General features: G+C 71.2%; 16 protein-coding genes. 6 read left to right on the top strand and 10 right to left on the bottom strand.

What is annotated here, in order from left to right; translation table 11 throughout:
• Positions 1-32: 32 nt before the first annotated feature.
• Together OOK38_RS15025 and OOK38_RS15020 are read left to right on the top strand one after the other, a co-directional pair.
• Positions 33-701, top strand: a complete 669-nt coding sequence (locus tag OOK38_RS15025; RefSeq protein WP_266760134.1) for a class I SAM-dependent methyltransferase — start codon at positions 33-35, stop codon at positions 699-701.
• 198 nt (positions 702-899) lie between these two features.
• Positions 900-1775: a GNAT family N-acetyltransferase gene (locus OOK38_RS15020; RefSeq protein ID WP_266760135.1), complete on the top strand. Its 876-nt coding sequence runs from the start codon at positions 900-902 to the stop codon at positions 1773-1775.
• 41 nt (positions 1776-1816) lie between these two features.
• Here the strand turns inward: OOK38_RS15020 and rox are convergent, their stop codons facing one another.
• Positions 1817-3280, bottom strand: coding sequence for a rifampin monooxygenase (gene rox / locus OOK38_RS15015; protein WP_266765746.1), 1464 nt, complete (start codon positions 3278-3280; stop codon positions 1817-1819).
• Positions 3281-3564: 284 nt separating this feature from the next.
• The gene (locus OOK38_RS15010) at positions 3565-4416 is read right to left on the bottom strand and encodes an SDR family oxidoreductase (RefSeq protein ID WP_266760137.1); all 852 of its coding nucleotides are present in this window, start codon (positions 4414-4416) and stop codon (positions 3565-3567) included.
• Between the two features lie 106 nt (positions 4417-4522).
• On the opposite strand from OOK38_RS15010, the gene OOK38_RS15005 reads away from it, so the two are divergent.
• The 3 genes from OOK38_RS15005 (at position 4523) to OOK38_RS14995 (ending at position 7375) form a co-directional block, all read left to right on the top strand.
• Positions 4523-5410, top strand: a complete 888-nt coding sequence (locus OOK38_RS15005) for a sigma-70 family RNA polymerase sigma factor (RefSeq protein WP_266848494.1) — start codon at positions 4523-4525, stop codon at positions 5408-5410.
• A gap of 442 nt (positions 5411-5852) precedes the next feature.
• On the top strand, positions 5853-6707 hold the full coding sequence (locus OOK38_RS15000; RefSeq protein WP_266760141.1) for a nitroreductase/quinone reductase family protein: 855 nt from the start codon (positions 5853-5855) through the stop codon (positions 6705-6707).
• Complete coding sequence (locus OOK38_RS14995; RefSeq protein WP_266760143.1) at positions 6704-7375, top strand: SDR family NAD(P)-dependent oxidoreductase; 672 nt, start codon at positions 6704-6706, stop codon at positions 7373-7375. Before OOK38_RS15000 ends, OOK38_RS14995 begins: the two co-directional genes overlap by 4 nt.
• 25 nt (positions 7376-7400) lie before the next feature.
• Here the strand turns inward: OOK38_RS14995 and OOK38_RS14990 are convergent, their stop codons facing one another.
• The 6 genes from OOK38_RS14990 to OOK38_RS14965 form a co-directional block, all read right to left on the bottom strand.
• Positions 7401-9611, bottom strand: a complete 2211-nt coding sequence (locus OOK38_RS14990) for an AAA family ATPase (RefSeq protein WP_266760145.1) — start codon at positions 9609-9611, stop codon at positions 7401-7403.
• 105 nt (positions 9612-9716) lie between these two features.
• Positions 9717-10352, bottom strand: a complete 636-nt coding sequence (locus tag OOK38_RS14985; protein ID WP_266760146.1) for a TetR/AcrR family transcriptional regulator — start codon at positions 10350-10352, stop codon at positions 9717-9719.
• Positions 10349-11245, bottom strand: a complete 897-nt coding sequence (locus tag OOK38_RS14980; protein WP_266760147.1) for a phosphotransferase — start codon at positions 11243-11245, stop codon at positions 10349-10351. The genes OOK38_RS14985 and OOK38_RS14980 overlap by 4 nt, the downstream gene beginning before the upstream one ends.
• A gap of 181 nt (positions 11246-11426) precedes the next feature.
• Positions 11427-12131: an HAD family hydrolase gene (locus OOK38_RS14975; protein ID WP_266760149.1), complete on the bottom strand. Its 705-nt coding sequence runs from the start codon at positions 12129-12131 to the stop codon at positions 11427-11429.
• Positions 12121-13461, bottom strand: a complete 1341-nt coding sequence (locus OOK38_RS14970; RefSeq protein WP_266760151.1) for a phosphotransferase family protein — start codon at positions 13459-13461, stop codon at positions 12121-12123. The genes OOK38_RS14975 and OOK38_RS14970 overlap by 11 nt, the downstream gene beginning before the upstream one ends.
• 87 nt (positions 13462-13548) lie before the next feature.
• Complete coding sequence (locus OOK38_RS14965) at positions 13549-14442, bottom strand: winged helix-turn-helix domain-containing protein (RefSeq protein WP_266760152.1); 894 nt, start codon at positions 14440-14442, stop codon at positions 13549-13551.
• Between the two features lie 157 nt (positions 14443-14599).
• Between OOK38_RS14965 and OOK38_RS14960 the strand changes: the two genes are divergently transcribed.
• Positions 14600-14791, top strand: coding sequence for a hypothetical protein (locus tag OOK38_RS14960; RefSeq protein WP_266760153.1), 192 nt, complete (start codon positions 14600-14602; stop codon positions 14789-14791).
• A gap of 12 nt (positions 14792-14803) precedes the next feature.
• Here OOK38_RS14960 and OOK38_RS14955 read toward each other — a convergent pair whose 3' ends face one another.
• On the bottom strand, positions 14804-15547 hold the full coding sequence (locus OOK38_RS14955; RefSeq protein WP_266760154.1) for an HAD family hydrolase: 744 nt from the start codon (positions 15545-15547) through the stop codon (positions 14804-14806).
• Positions 15547-16431 (bottom strand): FadR/GntR family transcriptional regulator, encoded by an 885-nt coding sequence (locus OOK38_RS14950; RefSeq protein ID WP_266760155.1) that lies wholly within the window; start codon positions 16429-16431, stop codon positions 15547-15549. The genes OOK38_RS14955 and OOK38_RS14950 overlap by 1 nt, the downstream gene beginning before the upstream one ends.
• Between the last annotated feature and the right edge of the window lie 40 nt (positions 16432-16471).

The raw sequence follows: 16471 nt of genomic DNA, 5'->3' as shown, positions 1-16471 counted from the left end.
ACCCGGCGAACCCGTCGTCCTATTGTTGGCTGATGCGCGCACACCCTGTCGACCGCCCAGCCGATCTCGACGTGGTCCGTGAGTCCTATGACCGGGTGGCCGACAACTACGCCCACATGGTGCTGACGACGGGATTCGGCGACATCCGTAAACATCCCTGGCTCAAGGCATCGATCGACGCCTTCGCCGACACGGTGAGCGGCCTCGGGCCGGTCCTCGACGTCGGCTGCGGGCCCGGCACGGTGACCGCCTACCTCGCCGAACGCGGACTCGACGTGTCCGGGGTCGACCTCTCACCCCGCATGATCGAAAACGCGCGCCGCCTTCATCCGCAATGCCGCTTCAGCGTCGCTTCCGCCACCGACCTCAGCCTTGGAGAAGCGTCCCTCGGCGGCGTGCTCGGATGGTGGTCACTGTTCAACCTCCCTCGCGACGTCCTTCCTCAGGTCCTCGCCCTGTTCGCCCGCGCGCTGAAGCCGGGCGGCCACTTCATCACCGCGACGCACGTCGGCGACGAAGACGCGGTGCGCACCGAGGCCTACGGAGGTGTACCCGTGCGCTGGACGACGCACAAATGGCGGCCGGAACAGCTCGTGGACCTGATCGAGCAGGCTGGACTGCACCCGGTCGCCGAACTTCGGCTCCCCGCGGACGAGCAGAGCGGGCCGGGGCTGGTCGTCATGGCCAAGCGCCCCGCCTGAGGACCGGGCGCCGGAGGCGGTACAGGGTCTCGTGCCTCGCGCCGGGACCCTTCACCTGGCACCTCCCGTCTCCGTTCGGACCCGGCGGCCGAACCTGGACGCGGGGCTGAGCCCGGCCCGGCCCTGAGGCCCACCGTCTGCTTCCTCGCCCTGACGGAAAACCGTCTGCCATTTCCACAGCGTGGGAAATCATGAGGCATGCGACCGGATGACTGGAGCCTCACCGAAGACGTCGACGTTTTTCTCGCCCGAGCCGGAGACTTCCTGCGCTCTCGGCCCGGCCGGCACGTCATGCAGCTGACCTGGGCCGAGAGAGTGCGAGCGCGTGGTGCGGAGGCGTTCGGCGACGAAGCCCCCGTCTTCGGCGTGCTGGAGCGAGCGGGCGAAGTCCACGCCACCTTCTACCGCCTCCCGCCCCGCGGTTTGGGCCTCTCCCCGCTCACGCCCGAGCAGGCCGACTCCCTCGCCGCCCGCCTGGCCGCTCTCGGGTACTCCCTTCCCTCCGTCAGCGCGGACCACAGCACGGCCACCGCTTTCGCCGGGGCCTGGCAGCGGCACACCGGCGCGACGCCGGAACTCCGCGACACGCGGCTCCGTCTGTACCGCCTCGGCACGCTGACCCCGCCGGAGCCGCCACCGGCGGGCCGGAGCCGCGTCCTGGGCGAGCAGGACCTCGAGGAAGTCATGTTCTGGTGCGGTGAGTTCGCCGAGGCGGTCGGGGAGGTCGTCTCCCTGGACGCCGGCTCCTGGGCCGGCACCCGCTTCGCCGACAAGCGCTACACACTGTGGGAGACCCCGGACGGCACCCCCGTCTCCGTCGCGGGCATGAACCCGTCGATCGGCGGCCAGATCCAGGTGGACATCGTCTACACCCCGGCCCGGCTGCGCGGTCGCGGTTACGCGGCCGCCGTGACGGCGGAGGTGAGCCGGGCCGCCCTGGCCGCGGGCGCGAGGGAGATCGTGCTGTTCGCGGACCTGTCCAACCCCACCAGCAACGCCCTCTACCAGCGCCTCGGCTATCGCACGCTCGCCGACTGGGGCGTGTACGACTTCACGGGTGCCGAAGCGACATGATGCCCGGGCCTGCCTGACACAGGACGGCCACGGCCGCGCGCTCAGTCGGTGGGGGCGCCGAACCACCGGGGCAGCCGGCCGAGCAGGTCCTGCTGGTCCTCGCCGGTCCAGACGACGTGACCGTCCGGCCGCAGCAGGACCGCGGGTACGTCCTGTTCCTCACTGACGTCGACGACGTGGTCGACCCGGTCCGTCCAGCCCGCCACCGAGAGGCTCCCGGTCCGGTCGAGCAGCAGTCCGCGCCCGTCGTGCATCAGCTCGTACAGGCGGCCCTGCTTCAGCTTCACGTCCCGCATCCGCCGGCCCAGCAGCGCGTGGCCGGCGGACGCGTCGCCCTCGTCGCCCTCGTCGCCTTCCTGTCCGACGTCGTAGCGGACGTCGACCGCCGTGATCATCCCGGTCACGTACCGGTTCACCTCCTCGAAGTCCATCAGCTTCGAGAACAGCTCCCGCAGCGCGACCGCACCCGCGTCGGTCCCCAGCAGCGTGATCTGCGCGCGGGTGTTGTCCAGCACGCGGGCTCCCACCGGGTGCCGTTCGGCGTGGTAGCTGTCGAGGAGACCCTCCGGCGCCCAGCCGTCGACGGCGGCGGCCAGCTTCCAGCCGAGGTTGAACGCGTCCTGCACGCCGAGGTTGAGCCCCTGCCCACCGGTCGGCGGGTGGATGTGCGCCGCGTCGCCGGCCAGCATCACCCGGTCCACCCGGTAACGCTCGGCCTGCCGGGTGGCGTCGCCGAACCGGGACAGCCAGCGCGGGGAGTGCACGCCGAAGTCGGTACCCGCGACCGCCCGCAGCCGCTGCCTGAACTCCTCGAGGGTCGGGGCGGTCGCCCGGTCCTCGGACACGCCGTCGGCGGGCACGATGACGCGATGCGTCCCGTCCCCGTTGGCGATCGTGCCGAACCGCAGATGGGTCCTGCGGACTTCCGCGACGACGGCCTCGACCCTCGCCGGATCCTCGGTCATCTCCATGTCGCCCAGCAGCGTCTCGACCGTGGCGGGTTCGCCGGGGAATGCGACACCGAGCAGCTTGCGCACCACGCTGCGGCCGCCGTCGCACCCGACGAGGTAGCGCGAGCGCAGCCGTGTCCCGTCCGCCAGCTCGACGCTCACCCCGGCCCCGTCCTGGCTCAGCCCGACCACTTCACAGCCACGCCGGATCTCGGCACCGAGTTCGACGGCACGTTCGTGGAGCAGCCGCTCGGTGACCGGCTGCAGGGTGGAGAGGCCGTACGGGTGCGCGGTGTCCAACCGGTCCGGCCAGGGCTTCATGATGCCGCCGAAGAAGCCGCCGACCTGGAACTTCTCACTGACCGCGAGGAACCGGTCCAGCAGCCCCCGCTGGTCCATCACCTCGACGCTGCGCGCGTGCAGGCCGCGCCCGCGGGTCTCCTTGGTCGGCTCGGTCAGCCTCTCCAGCACGACCACGTGCACGCCGTGCAGCCGCAGCTCGCTCGCCAGCATCAAACCGGTCGGCCCGCCGCCGACCACGATCACGTCCATCACGAGAACCCCCATATGACGATGGTGCGTTGGGGCCGGCCCGCTCCGCGCGTCCCACCGACGGTTCGACGTCCGCGCGTGACGCGAACGCCGACAACAGCGCACGTACCTCGCGTATCGCTGTTTCCGCAGGTTCTGACCCAGATCGACGATTCTGCGGCACGACCCGGGCCTTGCCGCAAGCCCCCCGGCGCGCTATACGTTGAGAGTGGCAAGGAGCGGCTGACCTCCTTGCCTTTGCTGTTCGTCCGCCCGCCGCGGGCCAGGCGGCCGCGCGTGAGCGCCCTCTACCCGGCGTCACGGCCCCCCGCCGACGCGACCGGCGTTCCCTGACCCACCCGCTCCGCCAGGAAGTCCTCCCACGTCCGCTTTCCTGTCTGCGCCCCGGCCCGCGCGAGGTTGTCGCCCGCCCGGTAAGCGCGTCCCGCCTTGCCCGGGATCCGGACCGGCAGTGCCGGACGGCGCCGCTTGCCGCGGGCCCCGGCGTAGCCGTCGGCGAGTTCGGTGAGGGTGTGGACCTCGGGTCCGGCGAGGTCGGGGACCAGGCCGGACGGGCCGCCGAGCGCGAGTTCCGTGATGCGGGCCGCCACATCGCGCGCGTCGACCGGCTGAAGCCGCAGGCCGCCCGGCGCCGGGAACACCGGCAGCTTCGCCATCGTGGCCACCGTCTTCAGGACCAACTCGTTGAACTGGGCCGCCCGCAGCGTCGTCCACGGCAGCCCCGACCCGGCGATGGTGCGCTCGGCGTCCAGCTTGGACCTGAGCCAGGCCAGCGGGACACGGTCCGCGCCGATGACGGAGATGTAGACGAAGTGCCGTACGTCCGCGTCCTGGGCGGCCCGCACGAGGTTGCGGGTCGCGATGTCATCGCCCTTGGGGCCGCCCGCGAGATGCAGGACGGTTCCGACGCCGGTCAGAGCGGCCTCGATGCCGTCGCCCTCGAGGAGGTCGACGGCCACGTGCGCGACACCGTCGACGGTCCCCCGGCCGTGCCGGCTCAGGACACGCACGTCGTGACCGGCCTCGCGCAACAGCGGGACGACGAGGCTTCCGAGCGTGCCCGTACCGCCGGTGACCAGGATCGTCGACGGGGTGGACGGAGTGGACCGGTCGGACGGGTTCACCGAGCTGGTCGTCATGGCTGCTCCCAAGGTGGTGGGGGCCGGGGGTGTGAAAACCCGGGCCCCGTCAGCGGGTTCCGATGTTCTACTTCACTGACACCACGGGTGAAGGGAATGTGACACGGTGACCGAGAGCGCGTGGCCGGCCGAGCGTTTTGAGGAGCATCGGCCGCATCTGCGGGCGGTCGCCTACCGGATGCTCGGCTCGGTGAGCGAGGCCGATGACGCCGTCCAGGAAGCGTGGCTGCGGGCCGCCCAGGCGGACATCGACGCCGTCGGCAACCTCGCCGGCTGGCTGACCACGATCGTGGCGCGGGTGTGTCTGAACATGCTCCGTACGCGGGAACGCCGGCGCGAGGAGCCTCTCGACCCGCGGACCGCCGACCGGCCCGTCGGCCCCGGGAGCGGCGGCGACCCCGAAGAGGAGGCGGTGCTCGCCGATTCGGTCGGAGTGGCGCTGCTGGTCGTCCTCGACACCCTCACCCCGGCCGAGCGGCTCGCCTTCGTGCTGCACGACCTGTTCACCGTGCCGTTCGACGAGATCGGCCCGCTGCTCGAACGGTCTCCCGCGGCGGTACGACAGCTCGCGAGCCGCGCCCGTCGCCGCGTGAAGGGCGCCTCTCCCCTGCCGGAGGCCGATCTGGCCCGTCGGCGCCGCGTGGTCGACGCGTTCCTGGCCGCCACCCGCGGCGGAGACTTCGAGGCGCTGGTCGCCCTCCTGCATCCCGATGTCGTCCTGCACGCCGACCGGTCCGTCATCCCGACCCCCGAACCGGTCGTGTTCGGCGGCGCGGCCACGGTCGCCGGGAGCGCGATGGCCGCCACCGGCCGCGCCCGCTTCACCAGCCCCGCACTTCTGGACGGCACGGTCGGGCTCGTCATGGCCCCCTTCGGCCGGCTCAGCCTGGTTCTCACCTTCGCCGTCACGGACGACGGCCTCATCACCGAGATCAAGGTCATCGCCGAACCGGACGAACTGCGCCGCATCGAAGTCGCGGCTCTCGACGCCTGAAACACGGAACGCCAGGGAACACCAGGGAACACCGGCACAGTCGCCGATTCGGCAGCCCTTACGGAAATCGGTATTGCCTTGCGCGGCGGAGAGGCATTACGGTGACGTTCATGACTGCCGGGTCGGCCCTGTGCCGTGAGCGAATCGGGTACCCGGCCTCCGAGTGAGGCCGGGGCGGGCCAGAGCGCCGCCCCCCGTTCCCTTCCTTCGTACGAGTTCTCTTCTCGTACGCCTTTCCCTGCGCGCATCCTGCGCGCGCTGCCTGTGCGCGCCCCCTGCGAGCTCGTACGGACCCCACGCCCGTAGGCGTTCCCCTCTGCGTACCCCTCGTACGGGACACAGGCCCGCGCGCGATCGCGCAATCCACCGAGCACCTGACACACCGCGGACCGCATTCACCCCGCGGTAATTCACCCTGCCCGAAAACAGAAAAAGGAAGAGAATGCCCAACCCTTTCAATGAGCAGGTCATCGAGGAATTCCGCGCCAATGGCGGGCGCGTCGGCGGTTATTTCGAGGGAGCGCGGCTGATTCTGCTGACAACCGTCGGGGCACGGACGGGGACCCCGCACACGACCCCCGTCGGCTACTACCCCGACGGGGGCGAGCGGGTGCTCGTCATCGCGTCGGCCGGTGGCGCCCCCCGGCATCCCGACTGGTTCCGCAACCTCGTCGCGCATCCGCGGGTGACCGTCGAGGACGGCGTGTTCAGGTACGAGGCGGAGGCCGTCGTCCTCGAACGCGCCGAGCGCGACCGTGTCTTCGCCCGTGCGGTGGAGGCCGACCCGGGGTGGGCGGAGTACCAGGCGAAGACGGACCGCGTCATCCCCGTCGTCGCCCTGCGCGCGCTCCCCAAGGACGGCCCGCCCGACATCAACGCCGGCTCCATGGCCGAGGCTCTGAAGGTCGTCCACGACGCCTTCCGGCGCGAACTCGTCCTGATCCGCAAGGAGGTGACGGAACAGGGCACGGCGTCCCTCGGCGCCCAGCTCCGCGTCAACTGCCTCACGCTCTGCCAGGGCCTGCACAACCACCACACCGGCGAGGAACTGGGCATCTTCCCGATGCTCGCCGGCCACCGTCCCGAAGCGGCGCCCGTCCTCGACCGGCTGCGTCACGAGCACGAGCGGATCGCCGAACTCCTCGACGAGCTGCGCCGGGTCGTCGCTGCCGAGGACGCGGACGCCGGCCGCGTACTCTCCGAGGTGGACCGCCTCACGAGCGAGCTCGAAGCCCATCTGACGTATGAGGAAGAGCAGTTGATCCCACTCCTGGACCCCGCCGGAGCGACCCGGTGATCGCGCTCGTCACCGGCGCCAACCGCGGTATCGGCCACGAGGTCGCCCGGCTGCTGGCCGTCGCGGGCCACACCGTGTATCTGACGGCCCGGTCCGCGGAGGCCGCCGCCGACGCGCCCGGGGCCATCGGACTGCCCGATGTCCGCCCGCTCCGCCTCGACGTCACCTCCGAGGCGGACATCGCCGCGGCGGCCCGGGACATCGACGCCCTCGACGTTCTGATCAACAACGCGGCGATCACGTACGACACCTGGCAGCGCGCCACGACCGCCGACCTGGACGTCGTACGCCAGGCGGCCGAGACCAATCTGTACGGGCCCTGGCGGCTGACCCAGGCGCTGCTCCCGCTGCTGCGCGCGAGCGGGCACCCGCGGATCGTGAACGTCTCCAGCGAGGCCGCGTCCCTCGCCGGCATGGGCGGCGGAACCCCGGCCTACTCGGCGTCGAAGGCGGCTCTCAACGCCCTGACCAGGATGTTCGCCGCCGAACTGCGTTCCGACGGGATTCTGGTGAACGCGGTCTGTCCGGGCTGGGTCGCGACCGACATGGGCGGGCCGGGCGGCCGACCCGTCGAGGAGGGCGCCGCGCGCGTCGTCTGGGCGGCCACCCTTCCGGACGACGGCCCCACCGGGGGCTTCTTCCGCGACGGCCGCCCCCTGTCCTGGTGAACCGCCGGGGTCACGAGGGCAGGGATCACCAGGGCAGGGGTCGTGCGTGGATCACGTCCAGGCGGGACACCGCCCGGGTCAGCACCACGTAGAGGCGGTGCAGCCCGCGGGACTCCGCCTCCGCGATCGCGGCCGGTTCCACGGCCACGACATGGTCGTACTCCAGCCCCTTGGCGAGGCTCGCGGGCAGCACCGCGACCCGGGCGCCCGGTTCGTCGGCTCCGGCCGCGCTGATCCCGGCGGCGCCGAGCGCCTCTCGTACCCGTACGACATCCGTGTCGGCGGTGATGACGCCGATGGACCCCTCGTGTTCGAGTGCCTCCCGCACGGCCGCGACGGCCTCGGCCGAGGGGTCGGAGGTCGGCCGGATCGTCAACGCGCCGTCCCTGCGGAGGGACCGAGCCGGAGGAACGCCCACCCCGAGGCGGTCCAGCACCCGGTTGGCGAGTTCGACGATGACCTCGGGCACCCGGAATCCGGTCGTCAGGGGGACGACGTCGGCCTCCGGTTTGCCGAGGTGGACCAGGAGTTCGTCCCACTCCCGGGCCGCCCAGGGAGTCGTGCCCTGCGCCAGGTCGCCGAGCACGGTCAGCGAACCGAAAGAAGCCCGCCGCGCGATCACCCGGCACTCCATCGGCGAAAGATCCTGCGCTTCGTCGATCACCAAGTGGCCGTATCCCTCGGGGTGTTCGATCAGCCCGGCGATCTCGTCGAGGAGGACGAGATCGGCGGCCGACCACCGCGCCGACTTCCACGAACGCGGCGGCTTCGTCCACAGGACCGCCTTCCGCTCGTCGGCGTCGAGGATCCCCTCGGCCACGCGCGCCAACGCGTCCGCGTCGGTCAGGAGCCGGGTGAGCAGTTCCTCGGGTCGCACCCGGGGCCACACCGCGTCGACGTACGCGCCGACCGGCCGGGCCCGCGAGATCCGCTGCGCCCAGGCGTTCGTCTGCGGCCCGGCCCGCAGCTCTGCCCGCTCCCGCACGTACCGCACCACCCGTGTCCGCACCCGCTCCCGCCCGACGGCGTACGGCGGTTCCTCCGCGCGTACGCCGTCCACGATGCCGCGCAGCACGCCGACGGGGACGCGCCAGCGGTACGTCCCGTCCGGCACGGCGACGGGTTCGGCCGGTACGCCGATGTGCCCGTACAGCGCCCGGCGCAGCACCTCCGCCATCCGGGCGTCGTGCTTGACGACCGCGGCACACTCGTCGTCCTCGCCGGTCACCGGGTGGCCGGCGATCTCCTCCGCGATCGTCGACTGCCGCACACCCGTCTCCCCGAGAGCGGGCAGCACCTCCGCGATGTACGACAGGAACGTGCGGTTGGGGCCGAGGATCAGCAGGCCACCGCGGCGGATGCGCTGCGGGTGCGTGTAGAGGAGGTAGGCGGCCCGGTGCAGGCCGACGGCCGTCTTGCCGGTGCCCGGGGCGCCCTGCACACAGACCGAGGCCGCGAGATCACCTCGTACCAGATCGTCCTGCTCGGGCTGGATGGTGGCGGCGATGTCACGCATCGGTCCGACACGGGGGCGCTCGATCTCCCCGGCGAGGATCGAACCGCCGTAGGCAGCCGGACCGCCGTAGCCGGCCGAACCCCCGGCAGCCCCGCCGCCGTGCCCATGCCCCTCGCCGTCACCCCCGCTCCCGCTCTCGCCGTCGATGCTCCGACCCTCGATGCCCGCGCCTCCGGCACCGGGGGCCCCGGTGGGCTCCGCCCCGATCCGGTCCGCCCCGATGTGCTCGTCCTCCAGGCCCGTGAGGTCGCCGGAGTCAACCCGGCTGCCGGGGGCCCAGCCGAAGCGGCGGCGGACGGCTACGCCCTGGGGGTCGCGGACGCTCGCCTGGTAGAAGGCGCGCGAGACCGGGGCGCGCCAGTCGACGACGAGGGGCGGGGCGGCGGGGTGCTCCCTGATCCGCAGCCGCCCGATGTGATAGCTCTGCCCGGCATGGTCGCCGGCCGCCGCACGCGCGTCCTCGAAGTCCAACCGGCCGAAGAACAGAGGCCCTTGGGGCAGCTCCCGCAGCTCCTTCGCCTGACTGCGCAGCACATACCCGAGCACCTCGGCGTCGGCGCCGGAGGCGGAGACGTCCTCACCGGTGACGACCTGCTCCTCGGCACCGTCGACCATCGCGGCGAGGGCGGCCCGGCAGGTGTCGTGGAAGGCGCGCTCATGGGAGAGGAAGCGGGCGAGCGGCGGGTCCGGGGCATGCCTCCGGGAGGGATCGGGCGTCATTCGATCCAGAGTAGCGGAATAACGTTACCGAGTAACATTATTTACCCGGGCAGATCAGGTCGGGGTCGCGGACACCCGTCTCGCCCACCCCCTCAGGCAAGCCCCTCAGGCAAGCCCCGGAAACCCCGCCGCCAGCTGCGCGAAGGCCCGCTCGGCCGCCGCCACGGCGTCGCGACGCACGTCCGCCGCGCGCTCCCCCTCCATGATCCGCCGCACGTTCTCCTCGGCGAGAATGCGGCGCACGGCGGTGATCTGTCCGGCGGCGAGCCGTGCGTCGAGCGGGTCGCCCAGCGGCTCGGCGAGGGCCTCGGCGAGCGCGGCCTCGGACCGCTCCAGGTACCCGTACAGCCGGGCCACCAGCGACGGCGTCCCGTACAGCAGCCGCTGGAACGCGAGGACGGCGGGATGTTCGTTGAGCCCGGTGACGGGATCGTCGCGCCGCAGCCCGTCCAGGAAGTGCTCGCGGAGCGCGTCGATCGCGGACCTCCCGGCCGCCCGCCCTTCCTCGACGACCCGCGCGGCCTCCGTCTCGTGGTCCGCGAACCGGTGCAGGACCAGGTCCTCCTTGGACGGGAAGTACCGGAAGAGCGTCGGCTTGGAGATCTCGGCGGCGGCCGCGACCTCGGCGACGGACACGGCGTCGAACCCCTTCTCGAGGAAGAGGCCGATGGCGGTGTCGGAGACGGCCTGGTACATCCGTCGCTTCTTGCGTTCACGCAGTCCCGCGGTGCCGCTGCTCATGGTCGTGAAGCGTAGCTCCGCCGCCATCGCGTCAACGCCACCGCCGTCTCCCACGGCGTCGGCACCGCCGCCAGGCCGAGCGGCTCGGCGCCCGCCTTCAGCACCCTGCGCAGCCGCGGCACCGTCACCCGCAGCGCGGCGCCGTCCGCCAGGCTGAGCGCGGCCCTGATGGCATCCGTGAAGACGGACTGCGCACGCTTGAACGCGATGATGCGGGGCAGGTCCGACCGCCAGCAGCGGGAGGCGCCGGCCGCCACGCCCTCCACCGCCGTCGTCCACCGTTCGGCCACCCGCCGGGCCTGGCGCGGAGGGTAGCCCATCAGATACAGGTGAGTGGCGAGGTCGTACAGCGGATCGCCGAAGACGGCCAGCTCCCAGTCGATGGCCCACAGCCTGTCCTGGGGATCGATGATCAGGTTCTCGCGGTGCAGATCCCCGTGGAGCAGCCGGAACGGACGCTCGGAGATCCCGCCGAGTCGCTCCCGCAGCCGCCGGAACGCGTTCCCGTCGATGCCGAGATCCCCGAACAGCGTCCCGAACCTGTGCTCGTTGCGCCCGTACACGTGCTCCTCGGCGAACAGCACCAGGCGATCGATGAAGCCGTGGCTGTCACCGTCCGCGATCCGCCCCTCCGCGAGGCAGTGCCGCCGCACGCAGAGCGAGTCCGGCGGTATCGAGGCCAGTTCCCCCGCCAGCGCGATGAGCTGGGCGACCATGGCGGGCGGTATCCCCGTCCCCTGCCGGAATCGCGAGCCCAGGGTCTCCCCCTCGATGTACCGCTGGAGTGCCACGGATCCGACGTGGGTGACGTCCGGGATCCCCCGGACCCGGCCCGCCAGCGCGGCGAGCAGTTCCTCTTCCCCCACGAATGCCCGCCGGTCGAACCAGATCACGTTCGCTCTCGGTTCCCTGAGCTTCCACCGGCTCGGCCCGTCCCCCCTGTCCACACCCTGGGGAAGCGGGAAGGCGTACGTCTCGTGGTGGTAGCCCGCCAGAGGCCCGTGCAGGGGCTGCGCCCCGGCGACTTCCGCAGCGCGCCGGCGGGCGCGTCCAGTCGTGTCAGGTGCCGCGTTCTCACGCCTCATCAAGGAGAAGAGCATACGAGCTGAGCACGACCGTGGCGCCGGCATCGCGCAATCCGGATTCCTTGCGGGCGTTGCGCCCGTAACCGATGAAGCGCACCCCGGCCCGCGCCGCCGCCCCCACGTCCGCCGGGGAGTCCCCGATCATCACCGCGTCCTCGGGGCGCAGCCCCAGGCTGCGCAGGGCCCGGATGACGACATCGGGGTGCGGCTTCATCAGATGGACGTCGCGGGTCCGGCCGTGGACCACGTCGAAGCAGCCCCGCAGCCCGTGCGATTCGAGGTAGTAGGAGGCGGCCCGGGACGAGTTGTTGGTGACCACGGCGAGCCGGAGTCCCCTTCCGGACAGCGTCCGGATGAGCTGTGCCGCGTCCGGGGTGGGCATCGCCCTCCTGGCCGCGTCCAGCTCTCGGACACTGACCCGCTCCTCGAGCACCCCGACCAGGCCCTCGTGCCCGCGGCGGCCCCGGTGCACGGCCCGGAGGACGGCGTGCGGGTCCTTGTCCCTCGCCTCCCCCGCCGTCAGCAGGCCCCGGGCGCCCTCACGGGCCACGAGTTCCCTGAGTTCGTCCGCGACGGGCAGCGACGAGTCGTCGGGAAAGAGCCGGCACACGGGGCCGTCGAAGTCGAAGAGAACCCCGCGCGCGGTCGCGAGCAAGGCGCGTACGTCCTCGATCTCGTCGACGTCAACAGCCATGTCGTTCCCGACCCCCCAGCAGTTCCGGCAGTTCCGGCCGTTCCGGCGACTCGCGCGCGTCAAGGCGCGCCGCTCCGTCCGCCGGTCTGCGGAACGCCATCCGCGCGGCACCGCGCCCACGGGAGAACTGCCGCGGCCCGGCGGACTCGTCCGCCTCCCCGGCAGGCGGCCGCCCGCCGCCGCGTCCGGAGTCCCGCGGTTCGTCCCGGCGGCGCTTTCCGGGTGCGCCCTTGGCCCGGTCCTCGGTGTGCCACCGCCGCAACGCCTGTGCGGCGGCGCGCTCGTCCAGCGGTTCGCCTTCGAGGTCGAGTGGCCGCCAGGCGCGCCGCAGCGCGCGGCACACCCCGTCGGCGGCCGCCTCGAAGTGGGCGTCCTGCGGCCGGGCCGGCAGGGCGAGGGCCGCGCGCATGATGTCGGGGTACACCGACTGGGCGTGCTCGAAGTCCAGGTAGAGGCCCAGGTCGCGGTCCAGTCCGGCTGTCATCTCCGGGCGGCCCGCCTTCCGCATCGCGGCGGCCCACAGGCCGGTCATGCGCTCCCGCTCCGGCTCCTCGTAGTCCATCCGCACGAGGTGCGTCGCCAGGTCGTGCAGCGGGTCCCCGTACAGCGCGAGTTCCCAGTCGATGACGGCGACCCGTTCCTCGTCCCCCACCTGCGTCAGCACCACGTTGGCCCGGTGGACATCCGTGTGGAGCAGGGTGAACGGGCGTCGGGTGAGGTCCGGTACCGACCGCAGGAACCGGTCCATGGCGTCACGGGGTACTCCGACCGCCTCGAAGAGCCGCCCGAAGCGCGGCCGGTTCGGCAGGTGCACCCGCTGCTCGGTGAACCGGGCCAGTCGGCGCAGGAAGCCGGCGCTGTCGCCGTCGGCCGGCCAGTCGCCCGGGGGGTCCGGGAGGGTCTCGCACGGCACATGGGCCAGACGGGCGAAGAAGCCCGCCAGCGCTTCGAGGTTCGCGTCCCCGATCGGCCCCTTCGGGATCACATCCGCCAGTGCCCTGCCCTCGAGATACAGGTGCACGGACCACGTGCCGAAGTCCGCCAGGCAGCGCGGGACTTCACCGAGCCGTGCGCTCACCACCCGCAGCACATCCGCTTCGCGCCGCCAGTGGCGCGGCACGACCTCCACCGTCTCGAACGGCATGCGGAACTTGGCCCGCACCTGTCCGGAATCCGCACCCAGCAAATAGGCCAGCGGCCGGCCCAGCGGCGCGATGCGATTGCGGTTGTGGTGACCGGTGACGGTGGCACCGCCGGGACGGCGTCGCTGCACCTCCGCAAGCGCGCGCACGAGCGCGCGGTGTGCTCCAGGGGGCAGGTGATGCGCCATGAGCGCACAGGGTAGCGGGTGGCGTGATCCTCATCACAGCGTGTCACTATGTGGACACCTCCCTGCCAGAACCCGACGAACGACGCCCTAACCAGCTTCGTTTCGGCCAGACTTCGGCTGCTTGACGAGCCGGTCCCAGTTGGAGTCGAACCAGTCCCGGCAGTCGGCGAAGTACGAGCCCTGGCGGGCGTTCTCCTCCTGGGGCCGCGGATGGTGATGGAGGGTCGCCCCCACGCCCTTGACGTCCACGGCGTCGACGATGCTCATCCCGTCCTCGAGCCTGATCGGCCCCCTGACCGGGGAGTAGAAGCCAACGAGCGCGTGGGCGTCGTTGACGATGTAGAGCTTGAACTGCGGGGTCCACGGGACCCTGTGGACCTCCAGGCCGGCGTCGACCCCCTTGGCCTTGAGCCGCTCGCAGAAGTCGTTCATGTCGGCGACGTTCATCCGCGCCCTGTTCCGCCAGCGCCGGTGGACCCGGCCGTCCTTCGGATCCCAGGCACGCGGATAGAGCAGGTCCGTGTCCTCCGAGGGCAGCATCATCCGCACGCGCACCCGGCGCGGAGTGATCTCCTCGGCCTCCACACGCCCTACTTGCAGGTCGAAGAGGCCGACGAACGACTCGCCCGTCAGCGCGGAGACGTCCAGGGACACCTCGGCCTGCCAGAACGCGTCGTGCATGAAGTTGTAGAGCTGCGGCCGCCCTTGGGGCGTGGCCGCCGACGGAACCTTCAGCACCCTGCTGCCGCTGCCCTGCCTGGAGGTGATCCACCCTTCCTCGGCCAGCGCCTTCAGCACGTTCTGGACGGTGTCCCGCGAGACCCTGAGGTCGCGCGCGAGGGTCCGCTGCGACGGCAGCATGTCGCCCTTGCGGTACGTCCCGTCCGCCAACCGCAGCCGCAGGGCGGTCTCCACACGCTGGAACGGCCGGCCGCCGCTCTCATCGCCTTCCGGACCGGTCTCGGGATCTGATGCAGTCACAGGCTGAACCTACCGCCTTCCCGCACCGATGACACCACTTCCCGTCAAGAATCCCCACCTATTGGACTGGTGGTTAACGGATCAACCCAACCGGGAACAGTCAACCTAGAGCAACCAGTCCAATTGGTCGACAGGTTGACGCTCGTCTGGGGGGACCATGAAAGAGTCGGAGTGGGTGGAGATCGGCGTAGGCATCACGCTCATAGGCATCGAGCAGGAGCTCCAGGGGGCCTTCGGCGTACTCGGCCTTTTGGGCTTCCTTCTGCTGACAATTGGACTGAGGGCGGTCAACACGACACTGGCCTACGCGGGCGCACTGGTGCTGATCATGCTGACGGTTCAGGCCTAGGGACCGGACGGCTCAGGAATGAGCACGCACGGCATGCAGCAACGGCTCGAGCGAGTTCATGATGCTCCGCTGCGGCACCCCGGCGGCCAACAGCACCCTCGCCTTGGCGGGATTGCGGGCGTAGCCGAGGAAGGGCACCCCGGCCCGGGCCGCCGCCGCGTGGTCCGAGGGAGTGTCGCCGATCATCAGCGAGGCCTCCGGCGACGCGCCCATCGCGTTCAAGGCGCGCTTCAAGGTCGCCGGATGCGGCTTGAGCAGGCTCAGGTCCTGGGTACGGCCGTATATGTACGGAGCGAAGCAGGGCATGAGACCCCGTCCGCTCAGGTACGACGTCACCGTCCGGGCCGAGTTGTTGGTCGCTATGGCCAGCCTCGCCCCGACCGCCACCCAGGTGCGGATCAGCGGATCCGCGTAGGCCGTCGGCATCGCGTTCCGGACGGCCTTCAACTCCTCCTGCGTGAGGCGTTCTTCGAGCTCCGCCACCAGATCGCTGCCGGGATGCCGTCGGGCCACCGTACTCAGCACGCCGTGCGGGTCCGGACGGATGCGCTCGTCCTCGGTGAGCACCGCGTACAGGCCCCGCTCCTTCAACCACTTCACCTGAGCCCGGGCGATGACCTCCGCCGAGTGGCCGGCGAACAGCTGGCAGATCGGGCCGTCGAAATCGAAGAGGACATACCGTGTCTGTGCGACCAGTTCCCGAACATTCTCGATCTCACTTGTCACCAAATCGGTCTGTCCAGTCTCAGCAGTCACTAAGCGAGTGTCGGCCAGTCCGCGTACGTTGCCCAGACGGCGTTGAACGTTTTCTGCTTCTCCTCGACGAGCGCGGCGTCCCGCGGACCGTCCTCGATCCGGAACGCGAACAGGGGCGTGTTGAATCCGCGCACGTCGTAGACCTCGATCTCGTACCCGTCGGGGTCGTCGCTGGGCGGGTACTTGGCCGTCACGTAGTCGCCGAGCAGCACCTGTTCGCCGTTCAGCACGTACCACTTCTGCATCGGCGTGGTCGGGAGCCAGCCGAAGGAGACGGTCGCGCGGATGCGCCTGACCTCGCGCCAGGCGTAGAACGTCCGCTCCATGACCGTCTTCTGGTTCTGGATCTGGCTCCTCAGCTTCCGCTGGACGGTCGTCGTCAGTTCCCGCTGTGCGGCGGCCGTACGGTCCGGCCTGGGCACCGGGACGGGAAAGGCCAGTTCGACCTGGGGCCCCGGCAGCAGACAGCGCATGGTGATCGACTCGGGGCAGACCGTGCCCTGTTCGATGACGCCCCGCATGTGGTTCAGCCCCAGCATCAGCGTCTCCGCCGTGAAGCAGACCGCGTCGATCGTCACGTCGGGGGACGAGAACGCCTGGACCAGATGGTCGTTGAGGCTCAGGACGGTCGCCCTGGGCCGCTGAGGCTCGTCCGGCGGCAGCTCGGCCACACGCGGCGGGCTCCCCTTGGAGACGTTGTCGAGCAGTCCCGCGTCCTTGAGGATCTGCAGGGCCAGCCGGACGGCGCCCCTCTCGACCCGGAACTCGTCCGCGAGTTCGGCCTGGGTCGAGAGCCGGTCGCCCGCCTTGAGGCGGCCCTCGTTTATGCGCTCCCGAAGGGTGTCGGCGATCTCCTGCGGTGTGGTCTTCCGGCTGCCGTTCACTGCCACGTTCTCCTGGTTCACAAGCGGTCTCCGGGCGCCG

Source organism: Streptomyces sp. NBC_00568, assembly GCF_026341855.1.
Lineage (GTDB): Bacteria > Actinomycetota > Actinomycetes > Streptomycetales > Streptomycetaceae > Streptomyces.
This window is presented reverse-complemented; position numbering and strand designations above follow the sequence as displayed.

What these genes read in the sequence shown, in the direction of transcription:
- OOK38_RS15025 (WP_266760134.1), top strand. Translation starts at nt 33, where the DNA reads ATGCGCGCACACCCTGTCGACCGCCCAGCCGATCTCGACGTGGTCCGT.
- OOK38_RS15020 (WP_266760135.1), top strand. Translation starts at nt 900, where the DNA reads ATGCGACCGGATGACTGGAGCCTCACCGAAGACGTCGACGTTTTTCTC.
- OOK38_RS15010 (WP_266760137.1), bottom strand. Translation starts at nt 4,416, where the DNA reads ATGACGACCAGCTCGGTGAACCCGTCCGACCGGTCCACTCCGTCCACC.
- OOK38_RS15000 (WP_266760141.1), top strand. Translation starts at nt 5,853, where the DNA reads ATGCCCAACCCTTTCAATGAGCAGGTCATCGAGGAATTCCGCGCCAAT.
- OOK38_RS14990 (WP_266760145.1), bottom strand. Translation starts at nt 9,611, where the DNA reads ATGACGCCCGATCCCTCCCGGAGGCATGCCCCGGACCCGCCGCTCGCC.
- OOK38_RS14985 (WP_266760146.1), bottom strand. Translation starts at nt 10,352, where the DNA reads ATGAGCAGCGGCACCGCGGGACTGCGTGAACGCAAGAAGCGACGGATG.
- OOK38_RS14975 (WP_266760149.1), bottom strand. Translation starts at nt 12,131, where the DNA reads ATGGCTGTTGACGTCGACGAGATCGAGGACGTACGCGCCTTGCTCGCG.
- OOK38_RS14970 (WP_266760151.1), bottom strand. Translation starts at nt 13,461, where the DNA reads ATGGCGCATCACCTGCCCCCTGGAGCACACCGCGCGCTCGTGCGCGCG.
- OOK38_RS14960 (WP_266760153.1), top strand. Translation starts at nt 14,600, where the DNA reads ATGAAAGAGTCGGAGTGGGTGGAGATCGGCGTAGGCATCACGCTCATA.